The sequence below is a fragment of the Streptomyces sp. CLCI03 genome, assembly GCF_053615355.1.
Genome location: NZ_CM132132.1, coordinates 6,177,906 through 6,192,477, shown reverse-complemented (window position 1 = coordinate 6,192,477; position 14,572 = coordinate 6,177,906). Strand labels below are relative to the sequence as shown.

General features: G+C 70.6%; 17 protein-coding genes. 6 read left to right on the top strand and 11 right to left on the bottom strand.

Going from position 1 to position 14,572, the window contains the following annotated elements; translation table 11 throughout:
* Positions 1-72 precede the first annotated feature (72 nt).
* The 4 genes from ACWG52_RS28580 to ACWG52_RS28565 all read right to left on the bottom strand — a co-directional run bounded on the left by ACWG52_RS28580 (position 73) and on the right by ACWG52_RS28565 (position 2,483).
* Positions 73-594, bottom strand: coding sequence for a SixA phosphatase family protein (locus ACWG52_RS28580; protein ID WP_390139562.1), 522 nt, complete (start codon positions 592-594; stop codon positions 73-75).
* 60 nt (positions 595-654) lie between these two features.
* Positions 655-885, bottom strand: coding sequence for a hypothetical protein (locus tag ACWG52_RS28575; protein WP_389809041.1), 231 nt, complete (start codon positions 883-885; stop codon positions 655-657).
* Between the two features lie 171 nt (positions 886-1,056).
* On the bottom strand, positions 1,057-1,176 hold the full coding sequence (locus ACWG52_RS28570) for an SGM_5486 family transporter-associated protein (RefSeq protein ID WP_252120216.1): 120 nt from the start codon (positions 1,174-1,176) through the stop codon (positions 1,057-1,059).
* Between the two features lie 5 nt (positions 1,177-1,181).
* Positions 1,182-2,483 (bottom strand): CynX/NimT family MFS transporter, encoded by a 1,302-nt coding sequence (locus ACWG52_RS28565; RefSeq protein WP_390139564.1) that lies wholly within the window; start codon positions 2,481-2,483, stop codon positions 1,182-1,184.
* 108 nt (positions 2,484-2,591) lie between these two features.
* On the opposite strand from ACWG52_RS28565, the gene ACWG52_RS28560 reads away from it, so the two are divergent.
* The gene (locus tag ACWG52_RS28560; protein ID WP_389809035.1) at positions 2,592-3,341 is read left to right on the top strand and encodes a FadR/GntR family transcriptional regulator; all 750 of its coding nucleotides are present in this window, start codon (positions 2,592-2,594) and stop codon (positions 3,339-3,341) included.
* On the opposite strand, the gene ACWG52_RS28555 is transcribed toward ACWG52_RS28560, so the two are convergent.
* The 3 genes from ACWG52_RS28555 to fabG all read right to left on the bottom strand — a co-directional run bounded on the left by ACWG52_RS28555 (position 3,322) and on the right by fabG (position 5,452).
* Positions 3,322-3,753 carry a hypothetical protein gene (locus ACWG52_RS28555; protein ID WP_389809032.1) on the bottom strand — a complete coding sequence of 144 codons (432 nt, stop codon included), beginning with the start codon at positions 3,751-3,753 and terminating at the stop codon, positions 3,322-3,324. The two genes, ACWG52_RS28560 and ACWG52_RS28555, sit on opposite strands and share 20 nt — an antisense overlap.
* Positions 3,754-3,956: 203 nt before the next feature.
* A complete protein-coding gene (gene fabI, locus ACWG52_RS28550; RefSeq protein WP_389809030.1) occupies positions 3,957-4,727 on the bottom strand; it encodes an enoyl-ACP reductase FabI in 771 nt (256 codons plus the stop codon).
* 5 nt (positions 4,728-4,732) lie between these two features.
* Positions 4,733-5,452: a 3-oxoacyl-[acyl-carrier-protein] reductase gene (gene fabG / locus ACWG52_RS28545; protein WP_030720137.1), complete on the bottom strand. Its 720-nt coding sequence runs from the start codon at positions 5,450-5,452 to the stop codon at positions 4,733-4,735.
* A 184-nt stretch (positions 5,453-5,636) separates the two neighbouring features.
* Between fabG and ACWG52_RS28540 the strand changes: the two genes are divergently transcribed.
* From ACWG52_RS28540 to tyrS, 3 genes are all read left to right on the top strand, one after another.
* Entirely contained in the window at positions 5,637-7,160 is a 1,524-nt protein-coding gene (locus ACWG52_RS28540) for a TldD/PmbA family protein (protein ID WP_389809027.1), read from the top strand.
* An 88-nt stretch (positions 7,161-7,248) separates the two neighbouring features.
* Positions 7,249-8,649 (top strand): metallopeptidase TldD-related protein, encoded by a 1,401-nt coding sequence (locus ACWG52_RS28535; protein WP_389809024.1) that lies wholly within the window; start codon positions 7,249-7,251, stop codon positions 8,647-8,649.
* A 72-nt stretch (positions 8,650-8,721) separates the two neighbouring features.
* Positions 8,722-9,990: a tyrosine--tRNA ligase gene (tyrS, locus tag ACWG52_RS28530; protein WP_386025391.1), complete on the top strand. Its 1,269-nt coding sequence runs from the start codon at positions 8,722-8,724 to the stop codon at positions 9,988-9,990.
* 97 nt (positions 9,991-10,087) lie between these two features.
* On the opposite strand, the gene ACWG52_RS28525 is transcribed toward tyrS, so the two are convergent.
* On the bottom strand, positions 10,088-10,363 hold the full coding sequence (locus ACWG52_RS28525) for a GlsB/YeaQ/YmgE family stress response membrane protein (RefSeq protein WP_030720149.1): 276 nt from the start codon (positions 10,361-10,363) through the stop codon (positions 10,088-10,090).
* 177 nt (positions 10,364-10,540) lie between these two features.
* Between ACWG52_RS28525 and ACWG52_RS28520 the strand changes: the two genes are divergently transcribed.
* Both ACWG52_RS28520 and ACWG52_RS28515 read left to right on the top strand, forming a co-directional pair.
* Positions 10,541-10,882, top strand: a complete 342-nt coding sequence (locus ACWG52_RS28520; protein ID WP_389809020.1) for a DUF3099 domain-containing protein — start codon at positions 10,541-10,543, stop codon at positions 10,880-10,882.
* 136 nt (positions 10,883-11,018) lie between these two features.
* Positions 11,019-11,270 carry a hypothetical protein gene (locus ACWG52_RS28515; RefSeq protein WP_033220578.1) on the top strand — a complete coding sequence of 84 codons (252 nt, stop codon included), beginning with the start codon at positions 11,019-11,021 and terminating at the stop codon, positions 11,268-11,270.
* 37 nt (positions 11,271-11,307) lie between these two features.
* Here the strand turns inward: ACWG52_RS28515 and moaA are convergent, their stop codons facing one another.
* The 3 genes from moaA to ACWG52_RS28500 form a co-directional block, all read right to left on the bottom strand.
* Positions 11,308-12,297, bottom strand: coding sequence for a GTP 3',8-cyclase MoaA (gene moaA / locus ACWG52_RS28510; RefSeq protein WP_375933534.1), 990 nt, complete (start codon positions 12,295-12,297; stop codon positions 11,308-11,310).
* Positions 12,298-12,475: 178 nt separating this feature from the next.
* Positions 12,476-14,104: a solute symporter family protein gene (locus tag ACWG52_RS28505; RefSeq protein WP_389809016.1), complete on the bottom strand. Its 1,629-nt coding sequence runs from the start codon at positions 14,102-14,104 to the stop codon at positions 12,476-12,478.
* Positions 14,101-14,466 (bottom strand): DUF485 domain-containing protein, encoded by a 366-nt coding sequence (locus ACWG52_RS28500; RefSeq protein WP_389809013.1) that lies wholly within the window; start codon positions 14,464-14,466, stop codon positions 14,101-14,103. Before ACWG52_RS28500 ends, ACWG52_RS28505 begins: the two co-directional genes overlap by 4 nt.
* Positions 14,467-14,572 lie beyond the last annotated feature (106 nt).

Genomic DNA, 14,572 nt, shown 5'->3' with positions numbered 1-14,572 from the left:
CGTCGTCGTCCGGGGCCGCCGATGTCGGCGCCCGCCGATGTCAGGGGGCGGGCGGTGTACCGGGACGGCCGGTCAGAGGCCCTTGGGGGTCCAGTAGTCGAGCAGTGTGCCCACTCCGTGCTCCACGGACTTCCACGATCCGGTGAAGGAGACCACCGCGAGGGCCGCGGTCGGGAAACCCGTACGGGTCATACGCGTCAGGGTGTCTCCCTCCGCGCGCCCCGAGAGGGCGTCGGCGAGGGCGTGCATGCCGGGGTTGTGCCCGATGACGAGGAGGTCGGAGACATCGTCCGAGGTCTCGTTGAGCAGGGCGATGAGCTCGCCCAGCGAGGCGTCGTAGAGCCTCTCCTCGTAGTGGGTCTTCGGCCGGTGCGGCATCTCCTGGACGGCGAGCTTCCAGGTCTCGCGGGTGCGGGCGGCGGTGGAGCACAGGGCCAGGTCGAAGACGATGCCGGTTTCGGCGAGCTTCAGACCGACGGCCGGCGCGTCCTTGCGGCCTCGTTCCGCGAGCGGGCGATCGTGGTCGGACACCTCGGGCCAATCGGCCTTGGCGTGCCGGAGGAGGGCGATCCTGCGGGGTGTGTCGGCGCTCATGACTCCCAGCTTCGCATGAAACGAGCCACGGGGTGCAGGCTGTTGAGGGAGCGCGGGAGGTCAGCCGACGGCGCGTAGGAGCTGCTCGGCGACCTGGACCAGGCCCGAGGCCTCACCGGTGGCCGCGTGGGCCTCACCGGAGCCTGCGAGGAGCAGCAGCAGGAGCCCGAAGGCGAGGGCGGGCAGGGCCAGTGCCCACCAGTGCAGTCGGGTGCCGACGGCGGTGGTGGCTCGGGCCCGGGAGCCGGACGGGCCCGGCGGGAGGGGCCTGAGGTGTGTGGGGGCCGACATGGCCGCCTCCGTGGGTGTGGACCGGACTGATTCGCTGCCTACGAATCTATGGATCCGGGGCGGTGGTTCCCATCCGGGGCACACCCCACTTCACCCTGAGCCTGACCCCCTAGGGGGTGGTGGGGTTACCCCCACCACCCCCTGGGGTCAGCCCTCACGGGGCCGCCGCGCTCAGGGGGAGGCGATCGTGGCGATGACGGAGATGATCACGGTCACGGCGAGGAACGCGCCGAGCACGAGGCCGAGCTTCTTGCGGCCGTTCTGCGGGTTCGGTTCAAGTACGGGCGACATGCCGGTCAGTCTCCCATGCCGCATTCGTCCTCGATCGTGCGGTCCCGTCCGGCGAGGACGCCCAGGACGATCTGCGGCAGGAGCAGTCCGGCCATCAGGGCGAGGGGCAGGTCCCAGCCGCCACTGTGCTGGTAGAGGGTGCCGATGAGGAGGGGGCCGGGGATGGAGATGAGGTAGCCGGTGCTCTGGGCGAAGGCGGAGAGCTTGACCACGCCGGCCGGGGATTTGGCGCGCAGCCCGATGAGGGTGATGACGAGCGGGAAGGCGCAGTTGGAGACGCCGAGCAGCAGTGCCCAGGCCCAGGCGCCGGCGGCGGGGGCGAGGTAGAGCCCGACGTAGCCGATGAGGCCGAAGACGCCGAGGGTGACGGCGATGGCGCCCTGGTTCTTCATCCGGTCGGCGAGGCCCGGGATGACGAAGGCCAGCGGGACGCCCATGACCATGGTGACGGCGAGGAGCACTCCGGCGGTGGAGGCGGAGACCCCGGCGTCGCGGAAGATCTGCGGGAGCCAGCCCATGGTGATGTAGGCCCCGGTGGCCTGGAGGCCGAAGTAGCAGGCCAGTGCCCAGGCGGTGCGGCTACGGACGACGCGCGGGCCGGCTCCCGGGGCGACGGGGCCGGCGGGGTCGGAGGTGGCCCCGGCCCGGTCGGCGCGCCGGGAGGCGCGGGCGACGGGCAGCCAGGGCAGTACGGCGAGCAGCGCGAGCACGGCCCAGACCAGCAGGCCGGTGCGCCAGCTGCCGCCGAGGGCGTCGGTCAGCGGGACGGTCGCGGCGGCGGCGAGGGAGGTGCCGGCGGCCAGGGACATGGAGTACAGGCCGATCATGGTGCCGACCCGGTCCGGGAAGTAGCGCTTGACGATCACCGGGAGCAGCACGTTGGTGAGGGCTATGCCCGCCAGTGACAGGGCGCTGGCGGCGAGGAAGCCGACGGCGCCGTTCGCGAAGGGCCGGATCAGCAGGCCGGTGGCGATCGCGACCATGCCGGCGCAGACGACGGCGGCCGGGCCGAAGCGGCGGGAGAGCCGGGGTGCGGTGACGCCGAAGACGGCGAAGCAGAGGGCGGGGACGGAGGTGATCATTCCGGCGACCGTGCCGCTCATGCCGAGGCCCGTGCGGGTCTCCTCGAAGAGGGCGCCGAGGCTGGTGATGGCGGGCCGGAGATTGAGGGCGGCCAGCACGATTCCGACGATGAGCACCGGGCCGAGCCAGCTGGGGGTGGCCTGGGCGGGGGTGGCCTGGGGCCGGTCGGGGGCGGTGCGCAGGACCGGCGTGCGGTTCACGGTCCGGGTTTCTTCGTCGGGCATTCAATCATCATAGAATCATGGGATGATTGGTTGTCCAGTCGCTCGTCAAGCCGCCCGCCAAGTCACCCGTCCCGTCGTCGCTCGTGAAGTCGCTCTTGAGAGGAACCCATGCCGCTGACCTCGCCCCGGCGCTCCGCACTCGTCGATCAGGTGATCGCCCAGCTGCGGAACCAGATCACTTCCGGCGAGTGGCCGGTCGGCGCCCGCATCCCGACCGAGCCGGAGCTCGTCGAGCTGCTCGGGGTCGCCCGCAACACGGTGCGCGAGGCCGTTCGGGCACTGGCGCACAACGGGCTCCTCGACATCCGGCAGGGCTCGGGGACGTACGTCATCGCCACCAGCGAGCTCGCCGGCGTGATGCACCGCCGCTTCGCCGGGGCCGAGCCGCGGCACATCGCCGAGCTGCGGTCGACGCTGGAGTCCTCGGCCGCCCGGCTGGCGGCGGAGCGGCGCACCGAGCGGGACCTCGTACAGCTGGACGCCCTGCTGGCGCGCCGCGAGGAGGCCTGGGCGAGCGGGGACGCGGAGGTGTTCGTGGCGGCGGACGTCAGTCTGCACATGGCGGTGGTGACCGCCTCGCACAACGACGTGCTGATCGAGCTGTACGCGGACCTCGGCGACCTGGTGGCCGACTGGCTGCGGACGGACGTGGGGACCGAACTGCACCCTTCCGCCCACCTGGACCACGCTCGGCTGATCGAGGCGATCCGGCGGGGCGACGGGGACGCGGCGGCCTCGGAGGCCGCGGGCTACCCCTTCGCCTGCCTCGGCAGGAACGGCAAGCCCGACGAGCCCGTCGAGACCGGCGAGCCCGGCGAGCCCGCGGCGGACGCCCCGCTCACGGGCGCCGGTGGCTGACCCAGGCCGAGCGGACCTCTTTCCAGCAGCGGCCGACGAGCTCGGTGCGGCCGGCCGGACCGATCGCCACGGCGACGCCGTCGCCGTCCACGTCCCACCAGCGGTCGCATTCGACGTGCAGCCGTACGAGGTCGGTCTCCGGGTAGGCGTTGTGGCAGTACGCCGACACCTGGGAGCCTTGGATGACGGTGTCGCAGTCGGCGCCGAAGAGGTCGCCTCCCGCGGGCCGTACGGGCTGCGCGGGGGGTTCGGCGGGGATGTCGGCGAGGTCCACGACGGCGGGGGCCACCGCCTCGGGTCCGGGTGCGGGCTCCTCCCCCACGGGCTGCGCCGCGGCTCCCGGAACCAGGAGCCCGGTCAGGATCACGGACGTGACCAGCACGGATACCGCTCGGCTCGGTCTCGCGCGCACTCCTACCTCCTCCCCGCAGGAGCCGAGAAGATCCCGGCTCGGTCAGTTTGCAGTCATCTGTCCCGGTTTTCGACTCGGGAAGATCCGGTCGGCCGGTGAACATGCGATCGAACACGCCCGTCGGAGCACGCGAACGGCGGCGGCCGCGCCTCCCGGAAGGGAAGCGCGGCCGCCGCCGTACCAAGCGGGGAACCGATCGGGGATCAGGCACCCATCGCGTGCAGGCCGCCGTCCACGTGGACGATCTCGCCGGTGGTCTTCGGGAACCAGTCGGACAGCAGGGCCACGACGCCCTTGCCGGTCGGCTCCGGGTCGCTCATGTCCCAGTCCAGCATGGAGCGGGTGTTCCAGACCTCCGCCAGCTCGCCGAAGCCCGGGATGGACTTCGCGGCCATGGAGCCGATCGGACCGGCCGAGACCAGGTTGCAGCGGATGTTGTCCTTGCCCAGGTCGCGGGCGAGGTAGCGGCTGGTGGCCTCCAGGGCCGCCTTGGCCGGGCCCATCCAGTCGTACTGCGGCCAGGCGAACTGCGCGTCGAAGGTGAGGCCGACGATGGCCGCGCCCTCCTCCGGGAACAGCGGCTTGCAGGCCATGGCCAGCGACTTCAGCGAGAACGCCGAGACGTGCATGGCGGTGGCCACCGACTCGAACGGCGTGTTCAGGAAGTTGCCGCCGAGGGCGTCCTGCGGCGCGAAGCCGATGGAGTGGACGACACCGTCGAGGCCGCCGAGCTCGTCACGGACGAGGCCCTCCAGGCGCGCCAGGTGCTCGTCGTTGGTGACGTCGAGCTCGATCACCTTGACCGGCTTCGGCAGCTTCTTCGCGATGCGCTCGGTCAGCGACGGACGCGGCCACGCGGTGAGGATGACCTCGGCGCCCTGCTCCTGGGCCAGCCGGGCCGTGTGGAAGGCGATGGAGGACTCCATCAGCACCCCCGTGATGAGGATGCGCTTGCCCTCGAGAATTCCGCTCATGGTGATCAGTGACCCATGCCCAATCCGCCGTCAACGGGAATGACGGCTCCGGTGATGTACGCGGCGTCGTCGGACGCCAGGAAGCGGACGGCTGCCGCGATCTCCTCGGGCTGCGCGTAACGGCCGAGCGGCACCTGGCCCACGATGCCCGCGCGCTGCTCGTCGGTGAGCACCTTCGTCATGTCGGTGTCCACGAAACCGGGGGCGACGACGTTGAAGGTGATGTTGCGGGAACCCAGCTCGCGGGCGAGGGAACGGGCGAAGCCCACCAGCGCGGCCTTGGAGGCGGCGTAGTTGGCCTGGCCGGCCGAGCCCAGGAGCCCGACGACGGAGGAGATCAGGACGACGCGGCCCTTCTTGGCCCGGAGCATGCCCCGGTTCGCGCGCTTGACCACCCGGAACGTGCCGGTGAGGTTGGTGTCGAGGACGGACGTGAAGTCCTCCTCGGACATGCGCATCAGCAGCGTGTCCTTGGTGATGCCGGCGTTGGCCACGAGCACCTCGACCGCGCCGTGCGCGTCCTCGATCTGCTTGTAGGCCTGCTCCACCTGCTCGGAGTCGGTGATGTCGCACCGCACCGCCAGGACACCGAGCGAGGTGAGCGCCTGCGGCGGCTCACCCGACCGGTACGTGATCGCGACCTTGTCGCCGGCCTCCGCGAAGGCTTGGGCGATGGCGAGGCCGATGCCCCGGTTTCCTCCGGTGACGAGAACCGAGCGGCTCAACGGATCACCCTTTCGCTAGCGGTCTGAATACCAAAAACCTATAGGTCGCATCGCTCGTACGGAGAATCGACCCCCGACAGGGCCTTGCGACCGGCTCTGTCGAATCCCTACAGAAAGATGTAGGCACAACGGCCCTGATCGCGACATGATCGGGGCGACCGGCTCCGACCACGGGAGGACTTCCGTGCCCCATTCCATCGACGCGGCCTTCGCCGCGCTGCCCCTGCGGGCGCTCGCCGACGCGGCGCTCGCCCGGGCCCGCGCGCTGGGTGCCGAGCATGCCGACTTCCGGCTGGAGCGGATCCGCAGCGCCTCCTGGCGCCTGCGGGACGCCAAGCCTGCCGGTGGTTCCGACACCACCGATCTCGGGTACGCGGTCCGGGTCGTGCACGGGGGCAGCTGGGGATTCGCCTCCGGTGTGGATCTGACCATGGACGCCGCCGCCAAGGTGGCCTCGCAGGCCGTGGCCATGGCGAAGCTGTCCGCCCAGGTGATCAAGGCCGCGGGGTCGGACGAGCGCGTGGAGCTCGCCGACGAGCCGGTGCACGCCGACCGGACGTGGATCTCCGCGTACGACGTGAACCCCTTCGAGGTACCGGACGCGGAGAAGGCGGCGCTGCTCGCCGACTGGAGCGCGCGCCTGCTGGCGGCCGACGGGGTGGCCCACGTGGACGCCTCGCTGCTCGCCGTCCACGAGAACAAGTTCTACGCGGACACCGCGGGCACCTCGACCACGCAGCAGCGGGTCCGGATCCACCCGCAGCTCACCGCCGTCGCCGTGAACGGCACCACCGGCGAGTTCGACTCGATGCGCACCATCGCCCCGCCGGCCGGCCGCGGCTGGGAGTACCTGACCGGCACCGGCTGGGACTGGAACTCCGAGCTGGAGCAGATCCCCGGCCTGCTCGCCGAGAAGATGCGGGCGCCGAGCGTCGAGGCCGGCCGCTACGACCTGGTGGTGGACCCGTCCAACCTGTGGCTCACCATCCACGAGTCCATCGGCCACGCCACCGAGCTGGACCGGGCGCTGGGCTACGAGGCGGCGTACGCGGGGACCTCCTTCGCCACCTTCGACCAGCTGAACAAGCTCAAGTACGGCTCCCCGATCATGAACGTGACCGGTGACCGCACCGCCGAGCACGGGCTGGCCACCGTCGGCTTCGACGACGAGGGCGTCCAGGCGCAGAGCTGGGACCTGGTCAAGGACGGCACCCTGGTCGGCTACCAGCTGGACCGGCGCATCGCGAAGCTGACCGGCCTCGGCCGGTCCAACGGCTGCGCCTTCGCCGACTCCCCCGGGCACGTGCCCGTCCAGCGGATGGCGAACGTGTCCCTCCAGCCGGATCCGGGCGGGCTCTCGACCGAGGACCTGATCGGCGGGGTCGAGCGCGGGATCTACGTGGTCGGCGACCGCTCCTGGTCGATCGACATGCAGCGCTACAACTTCCAGTTCACCGGGCAGCGGTTCTTCCGCATCGAGAACGGCAGGCTGGCCGGTCAGCTGCGCGATGTCGCGTACCAGGCCACCACCACCGATTTCTGGGGCTCGATGGAGAAGGTCGGTGGCCCGCAGACGTACGTCCTGGGCGGCGCCTTCAACTGCGGCAAGGCCCAGCCGGGCCAGGTGGCGGCGGTCTCGCACGGCTGCCCGTCCGCGCTGTTCCGCGACGTGAACATCCTGAACACCGCGCAGGAGGCCGGCCGATGACCGCGCACGCCCACCACGGGATCTGCCGGGGGTCCGGGGGTCGCCACCCGGGACAGCACAGTCTGAACACCACGCAGGAGGCCGGGCGATGAGCTCGACGAACCGCATCAACAAGCCCCACGAGATCGTCGAGCGGGCCCTGGAGCTGTCCACCGCCGACGGCTGTGTCGTCATCGCCGACGAGGGGTCGAGCGCCAATCTCCGCTGGGCCGGAAACGCCCTGACGACGAACGGCGTGACCCGCTCCCGGACCTTGACGGTCATCGCCACGGTCGACGGCAAGGAGGGCACGGCCTCGGGGGTCGTCTCGCGCTCCGCCGTGACCGCGGACGACCTGGAGCCGCTGGTCCGGGCCGCCGAGGCGGCCGCCCGCGGGGCGGGCCCGGCCGAGGACGCCCAGCGGCTGGTCACCGGGACCCCGGCCTCGCCGGACTTCACCGACGCCCCGGCCGAGACGAGCTCGGCGGTCTTCACGGACTTCGCCCCGGCCCTCGGCGAGGCCTTCGCCCGGGCCCGCGAGGGCGGCCGGGAGCTGTACGGCTTCGCCAACCACGAGCTGGTCTCCACCTACGTCGGAACCTCGACGGGCCTGCGGCTGCGCCACGACCAGCCGAACGGCACCCTGGAGCTCAACGCGAAGTCCCCGGACCGGCAGCGCTCCGCCTGGGCGGGCCGCTCGACCCGGGACTTCAAGGACGTGGACCCGACCGTGCTGGACGCGGAGCTGGCCGTGCGCCTCGGCTGGGCGGAGCGCAAGATCGACCTGCCCGCGGGCCGGTACGAGACCCTGCTGCCGCCGACCGCCGTGGCGGACCTGCTGATCTACCAGATGTGGTCGGCGGCGGCCCGGGACGCGGTGGAGGGCCGTACGGTCTTCTCCAAGCCCGGTGGTGGCACCCGGCTCGGCGAGAAGCTGTCCGAGCTGCCGCTCTCCCTGCGCAGCGACCCGAACGCGCCGGGCCTGGAGTCCGCGCCGTTCGTGATCGCGCACAGCTCCGGCGACGACGCCTCGGTGTTCGACAACGGCCTGCCGGTCCCGGCGACCGAGTGGATCGCGGACGGTCACCTGAACCGGCTGAGCACGACCCGGCACACGGCGGGCCTGACCGGGATGCAGCTCTCCCCCGGCTTCGGGAACCTGATCCTGGACGCGGGCGGCGAGAAGTCCCTGGAGGAGATGGTCGCGGCCACCGAGCGGGGCCTGCTGCTGACCTGCCTCTGGTACATCCGCGAGGTGGACCCGGCGACGCTGCTGCTGACGGGCCTGACCCGGGACGGCGTCTACCTGGTGGAGGACGGGCAGGTCGTCGGCGAGGTCAACAACTTCCGGTTCAACGAGTCCCCCGTGGACCTGCTGTCGCGGGCCTCGGAGGCCGGCCGGACGGAGAAGACCCTGCCGCGCGAGTGGAGCGACTGGTTCACGCGGGCCGCGATGCCGGCGCTGCGTATCCCGGATTTCAACATGAGTTCGGTGAGCAAGGGCGTCTGACCACCTAGAATGTGCGGGTAGACCCCTCATCCGCATCCCTACTCACTCCATCTCTCAAGGAGAGTCACGACCGTGACTGACATCGTCGACGAACTGAAGTGGCGCGGGCTCTTCGCCCAGTCCACCGACGAAGAAGCGCTGCGCAAGGCCTTCGCGGACGGTCCGGTCACCTTCTATTGCGGCTTCGACCCGACCGCGGCCTCGCTGCACGTGGGGCACCTGGTCCAGGTGCTCACCGTGCGCCGGCTCCAGCAGGCCGGTCACCGGCCGCTGGCGCTGGTCGGCGGGGCCACGGGGCAGATCGGCGACCCGCGACCGACGGCCGAGCGGACCCTGAACGACCCGGAGACCGTCGCGAACTGGGTGAACCGGCTGCGCACCCAGATCGAGCCGTTCCTGTCCTTCGAGGGCGAGAACGCGGCGCTGATGGTGAACAACCTGGACTGGACGGCGGGCCTGTCCGCCATCGAGTTCCTGCGGGACATCGGCAAGCACTTCCGCGTCAACAAGATGCTCACGAAGGACTCGGTCGCCAAGCGGCTCGACTCCGACCAGGGCATCAGCTACACCGAGTTCAGTTACCAGCTGCTCCAGGGCATGGACTTCCTGGAGCTGTACCGGCGCTACGGCTGCGTGCTCCAGCAGGGCGGCTCCGACCAGTGGGGCAACCTGACGGCCGGACTCGACCTGATCCACCGGGTCGAGCCGGGTGCGGTCGTGCACGCGCTGGCGACCCCGCTGATGGTCAAGGCGGACGGCACCAAGTTCGGCAAGTCCGAGAGCGGCGCCGTATGGCTCGACCCGGAGATGACCACGCCGTACGCGTTCTACCAGTTCTGGCTGAATGTGGACGACCGGGACATCTCCACCTACATGCGGATCCTGTCCTTCAAGTCTCCTGAGGAGCTGGAGGCGCTGGAGGCGCAGACCGCCGAGCGGCCGCAGGCGCGCGCCGCCCAGCGGGCGCTGGCCGAGGAGCTGACCGCGCTCGTGCACGGCGCCGACCAGTGCGCCGCCGTGATCGCCGCGTCGAAGGCCCTCTTCGGTCAGGGCGACCTGGCGGAGCTGGACGAGGCCACGCTGGCCGCGGCCCTGTCCGAGCTGCCGCACGCCCAGGTGGCGGAGCTCGGCCTGGTGGTGGACCTGCTCGCGGAGACCGGCCTGGTCGCGAGCAAGTCGGCCGGCCGCCGGACCGTGAAGGAGGGCGGCGCCTACGTGAACAACGCGAAGGTCACCGCCGAGGACGCGGTCCCGACGGAGAAGGACCTGCTGCACGGGCGCTGGCTGGTGCTGCGTCGGGGCAAGAAGAACCTGGCCGCGGTGGAGGTCACCGGCGCCTGACGCCTCGTAGGACACGCGGCGGCGCGACGGAACACGGCGGAGGGGCCGGTTCGGACATCTGGTCCGGGCCGGCCCCTTCGTCGTGACCCGCGGTACGTCAGGTCGTCTGCCGCTTGCCCTTGATCGCTCCGTACGCCATCTCGCCGAGCGCGACGATGACGACCGCACCGACGATCTGCAGCAGGTGGCGGGTCCAGTCGATGCCCTTGGTCTCGCCGACACCGATCCATGTGGCCACCGCGTTGCCGAGGACGGCACCGGCGATGCCGAAGAGCGTGGTCAGCCACAGCGGCTGGTGCTGCTTGCCCGGCAGGATGGCCTTGGCTATCAGCCCCAGCACGAAACCGACGATGATCGCCCACAACCAACCCATGTCGAGCCTCCTCCTGGCGCGTCGTGCGCACGTGGGCCCAGTTTCGACCCATCCGGCGTACCGCGCATTTCGGACAGATCCGTACGGGGGTCCCCCCTCTCCTCACGACAGGGGGGCGGGCGTACCGTGGGAGGGGTCCGGGCCGGGAGCGCCCGGTGGGCGATCGGGTGGTGGAGCATGGAGCGGACGAAGCGGCAGAAGCGGAACGGGGCCGAGGTCTTCCGGATCACCGGTGCGCGGATGGGTCTCGCCGAGGACGTGCGGGGCCGTCAGCGCCGGTACGTGATCTCGATGGCGATCAGGACCCTTTCGGTCATCGCGACCGTGCTGTTGTGGAACGTGCAGCGCCCTGTGGCCATCGTGACGCTCGTGGCCGGCGCCCTGCTCCCGTACGTGGCCGTGGTCATCGCGAACGCCGGACGCGAGTCGACGCCCTCGCTTCCCTCGCACTTCGTTCCGGCTCCCGTGCGACCGGCGCTGGACGCCGGAAACCTCAATAAAAGCTCAGATCAATCATGAAGTTCCGGTGCACTCCACCGGGTCCTGCGTGACATACTGCTGACGCGCTCCGCATCCCCCGTCGGAGCGACGGACCGACGCCGGGCAGCTCCCCCCGTGGCTGCTCGGCGTCGCCATTCCGTTCTAATGTGGGGCCGTGACTTCCTCCAACGCCTCCGGCCCCGACGAGAATCCCACCTGCTCCGCCAAGGCCTGCCGTGACGCGGCCGTATGGGTCCTGGCGTGGAACAACCCGACGCTGCACACGCCGGAACGGCGCAAGACCTGGCTGGCGTGCGAGGAGCACCGCGAACACCTCTCCCAGTTCCTGGGGGTCCGCGGTTTCCTCAAGGACGTCGTGAAGCTGGACGAGTGGGTGCAGCCGGAGGGCTCGGAACGCCCCCGCTGACCGCCCCCACCGACCGCGCCCGCGTCCCCGGGGCGGGTCAGCCGCCGATCGCGGACATCGGGCGGTCGGGCTGCAGGAAGGACGGGTCGTCGAGACCGGACCCGGCCTTCTTGCCCCACATCGCGACCTTCCACAGCCGGGCGATCTCCTCGTCCGGGGCGCCCGAGCGCAGCGCCGCGCGCAGGTCCGACTCCTCGGTCGCGAACAGGCACGTACGCACCTGGCCGTCGGCCGTGAGCCGGGTGCGGTCGCAGGCGCCGCAGAACGGGCGGGTGACCGAGGCGATGACGCCGACGGTGGCCGGGCCGCCGTCGACCACCCAGCGCTCGGCCGGGGCGGAGCCGCGCTCGACGGCGCCTTCCTCGGTGAGCGTGAAGCGGGTGCGCAGGGACTCCAGGATGTCCCCGGCGGTGATCATGCCGTCGCGCTTCCAGCCGTGCTGGGCGTCGAGCGGCATCTGCTCGATGAAGCGGAGCTCGTACTCGTTCTCCACGGCCCAGGCCAGCAGGTCGGGGGCCTCGTCGTCGTTGAGGCCGGGCATGAGGACGGCGTTGACCTTGACGGGGGTGAGGCCGGCCTCGCGGGCGGCGGCCATGCCCTCGATGACGTCCTTGTGCCGGTCGCGGCGGGTGAGGGTCTTGAAGACCTCGGGCCGCAGGGTGTCCAGGGACACGTTCACCCGGTCCAGGCCGGCGGCCTTCAGGGCCTGGGCGGTGCGCCTCAGGCCTATGCCGTTGGTGGTGAGCGACATCTTGGGGCGGGGCTCCAGGGCCGCGCACCGCTCGACGATCCCGACCAGGCCGGGCCGCAGCAGCGGCTCACCACCGGTGAAGCGGACCTCGGTGATCCCCAGCTGCGTGACCGCGATGCGGATCAGCCGGACGATCTCGTCGTCACTGAGCAGGTCCGACTTGCCGAGCCACTGCAGCCCCTCCTCGGGCATGCAGTAGGTGCAGCGCAGATTGCACCGGTCGGTCAGTGAGACGCGCAGGTCAGTGGCCACGCGGCCATAGGTGTCGAGAAGCACTGTGGGCCCCCTCCCCTGTCCGGAAGTAGAGGTACGCGCGGACATTGGATCTACTGCACGCGTTCTATTTCGAGACTACGTGACGCGTGTGTCATCGAGAGGTGCCCGAATGAACGAGACGTGACGTGGCCGCGTCGTAGGGACCTACCACGCGGCCACGCTGGGTGTTCGGAGGATGTCAGTGCGCCCCGGTTCCGGTGAGGGAGCGCACCTCCAGCTCGGCGAACTTCTGGGGGTCGGCCTCCTCCTTGGTGAGGACGGTTCCCAGCCAGCCCAGGAGGAAGCCGAGGGGGATCGAGATGATCCCCGGGTTCTCCAGCGGGAACCAGAAGAAGTCGGCGTCCTTGAACATCGAGGTGGGCTTTCCGGACACGACCGGGGAGAACAGCACCAGGCCGACGGCCGAGATCAGTCCGCCGTAGATGGACCAGAGCGCGCCCTGGGTCGTGAAGCGCTTCCAGAAGAGGCTGTAGAGGATGGTCGGCAGGTTCGCGGAGGCGGCGACCGCGAAGGCGAGCGCGACCAGGCCGGCCACGTTCAGGTCGCGGGCGAGCGCGCCCAGGGCGATGGCCACGGCGCCGATGACGACGGTGGACCAGCGGGCCGCGCGCATCTCCTCCTTCTCGGTGGCCTTGCCCTTGCGGATCACGTTCACGTACAGGTCGTGCGCGAAGGACGAGGAGGAGGCGAGGGTGAGGCCCGCGACGACGGCCAGGATGGTGGCGAAGGCGACGGCGGAGATCACCGCGAGCAGGATGGCGCCGCCGGTGGAGTCGGGGCCGCCGCCGACGGCCTGGGCGAGCAGCGGGGCGGCGGTGTTGCCGGCCTTGTTGGACTTGATCATCTCGGCGCGGTCGAGCAGGGCCGCGGCGCCGAAACCGAGGGCGATCGTCATCAGGTAGAAGCCGCCGATGATGCCGATGGCCCACAGGACGGACTTACGGGCGGCCTGCGCGGTGGGCACCGTGTAGAAGCGGATCAGGATGTGCGGCAGACCGGCGGTGCCGAGGACGAGGGCCAGGCCCAGCGAGATGAAGTCCAGCTTGGAGGTCGAGTCCTTGCCGTACTTGAGCCCCGGTTCGAGGAACTTCGCCCCCTGTCCGCTGTTCTCGGCGGCCTTGCCCAGCAGGTCGGAGATGTTGAAGTTGAACTTCACCAGCACCAGCAAGGTGATCAGCAGGGCGCCGGCGATCAGCAGCACCGCCTTGATCATCTGGACCCAGGTGGTGCCCTTCATGCCGCCGATGGTCACGTAGACGATCATCAGGACGCCGACCAGGGCGACCACGGCCACCTTGCCTCCGTCGCTGGTGATGCCCAGGAGCAGCGAGACGAGGACACCGGCGCCGGCCATCTGGGCGAGCAGGTAGAAGATCGAGACCACGATGGTGGAGGTGCCGGCGGCGGTACGGACGGGCCGCTGGCGCATCCGGTACGCGAGGACGTCACCCATCGTGTAGCGGCCGGAGTTGCGCAGCGGCTCGGCGACGAGCAGCAGGGCGACCAGCCAGGCGACGAGGAAGCCGATGGAGTAGAGGAAGCCGTCGTAGCCGAAGAGGGCGATGGCTCCGGCGATGCCGAGGAAGGACGCGGCCGACATGTAGTCGCCGGAGATGGCGAGGCCGTTCTGGAAGCCGGTGAACTGGCGGCCGCCCGCGTAGAAGTCGGCGGCGCCCTTGGTCTGGCGGCCGGCCCAGACGGTGATGATCAGGGTGGCGACGACGAACAGTCCGAACAGGGTGATGATCAGCGGGCGGTGCTCGGAGGCTCCCGCGGCGACCGTCGTCAGGTGGTGCGCGCTGCTCATTCGGCGGCCTCCATCCGTGCCTTGATGGCTTCCGCCTTGGGGTCGAGCTTCGCGGCCGCGTACCGCGCGTAGAACCAGGCGATCAGGAAGGTCGTCGCGAACTGGGCGAGGCCGAGCACGAAGGCGACGTTGATGTTGCCGAAGAGCTTGGTCCCCATGAAGCCGCCCGCGTAGTTGGACAGCAGGACGTAGAGCAGGTACCAGGCGATGAAGGCCACGGTGAGCGGGAAGGCGAAGGAGCGGTAGGAGCTGCGCAGTTCGCCGAATTCGGGGCTCTGCTGGACGCTCGTGTAGTCATCGGCCGTGGGGGCCGTCGGTGGCGTTCCCGCGCTGCCCGGCGGCGGCGCTGCTTCGGTGGTCACGGGGGGCTCTCCTTGTGACGCGGGTGCGGTGGGGACGACGGACAAAACAACCTCCGTGTGGGGGGACGGTGGTGCCGATCCCCCCTGTCAACGGCACGGACGGCGC

Bases quoted from the DNA above. Each gene is read 5' to 3' on its own strand.
- ACWG52_RS28580 (WP_390139562.1), bottom strand. From the start codon at position 594: ATGAGCGCCGACACACCCCGCAGGATCGCCCTCCTCCGGCACGCCAAG.
- ACWG52_RS28575 (WP_389809041.1), bottom strand. From the start codon at position 885: ATGTCGGCCCCCACACACCTCAGGCCCCTCCCGCCGGGCCCGTCCGGC.
- ACWG52_RS28570 (WP_252120216.1), bottom strand. From the start codon at position 1,176: ATGTCGCCCGTACTTGAACCGAACCCGCAGAACGGCCGCAAGAAGCTC.
- ACWG52_RS28565 (WP_390139564.1), bottom strand. From the start codon at position 2,483: ATGCCCGACGAAGAAACCCGGACCGTGAACCGCACGCCGGTCCTGCGC.
- ACWG52_RS28560 (WP_389809035.1), top strand. From the start codon at position 2,592: ATGCCGCTGACCTCGCCCCGGCGCTCCGCACTCGTCGATCAGGTGATC.
- fabI (WP_389809030.1), bottom strand. From the start codon at position 4,727: ATGAGCGGAATTCTCGAGGGCAAGCGCATCCTCATCACGGGGGTGCTG.
- ACWG52_RS28535 (WP_389809024.1), top strand. From the start codon at position 7,249: ATGAGCTCGACGAACCGCATCAACAAGCCCCACGAGATCGTCGAGCGG.
- ACWG52_RS28525 (WP_030720149.1), bottom strand. From the start codon at position 10,363: ATGGGTTGGTTGTGGGCGATCATCGTCGGTTTCGTGCTGGGGCTGATA.
- ACWG52_RS28520 (WP_389809020.1), top strand. From the start codon at position 10,541: ATGGAGCGGACGAAGCGGCAGAAGCGGAACGGGGCCGAGGTCTTCCGG.
- ACWG52_RS28505 (WP_389809016.1), bottom strand. From the start codon at position 14,104: ATGAGCAGCGCGCACCACCTGACGACGGTCGCCGCGGGAGCCTCCGAG.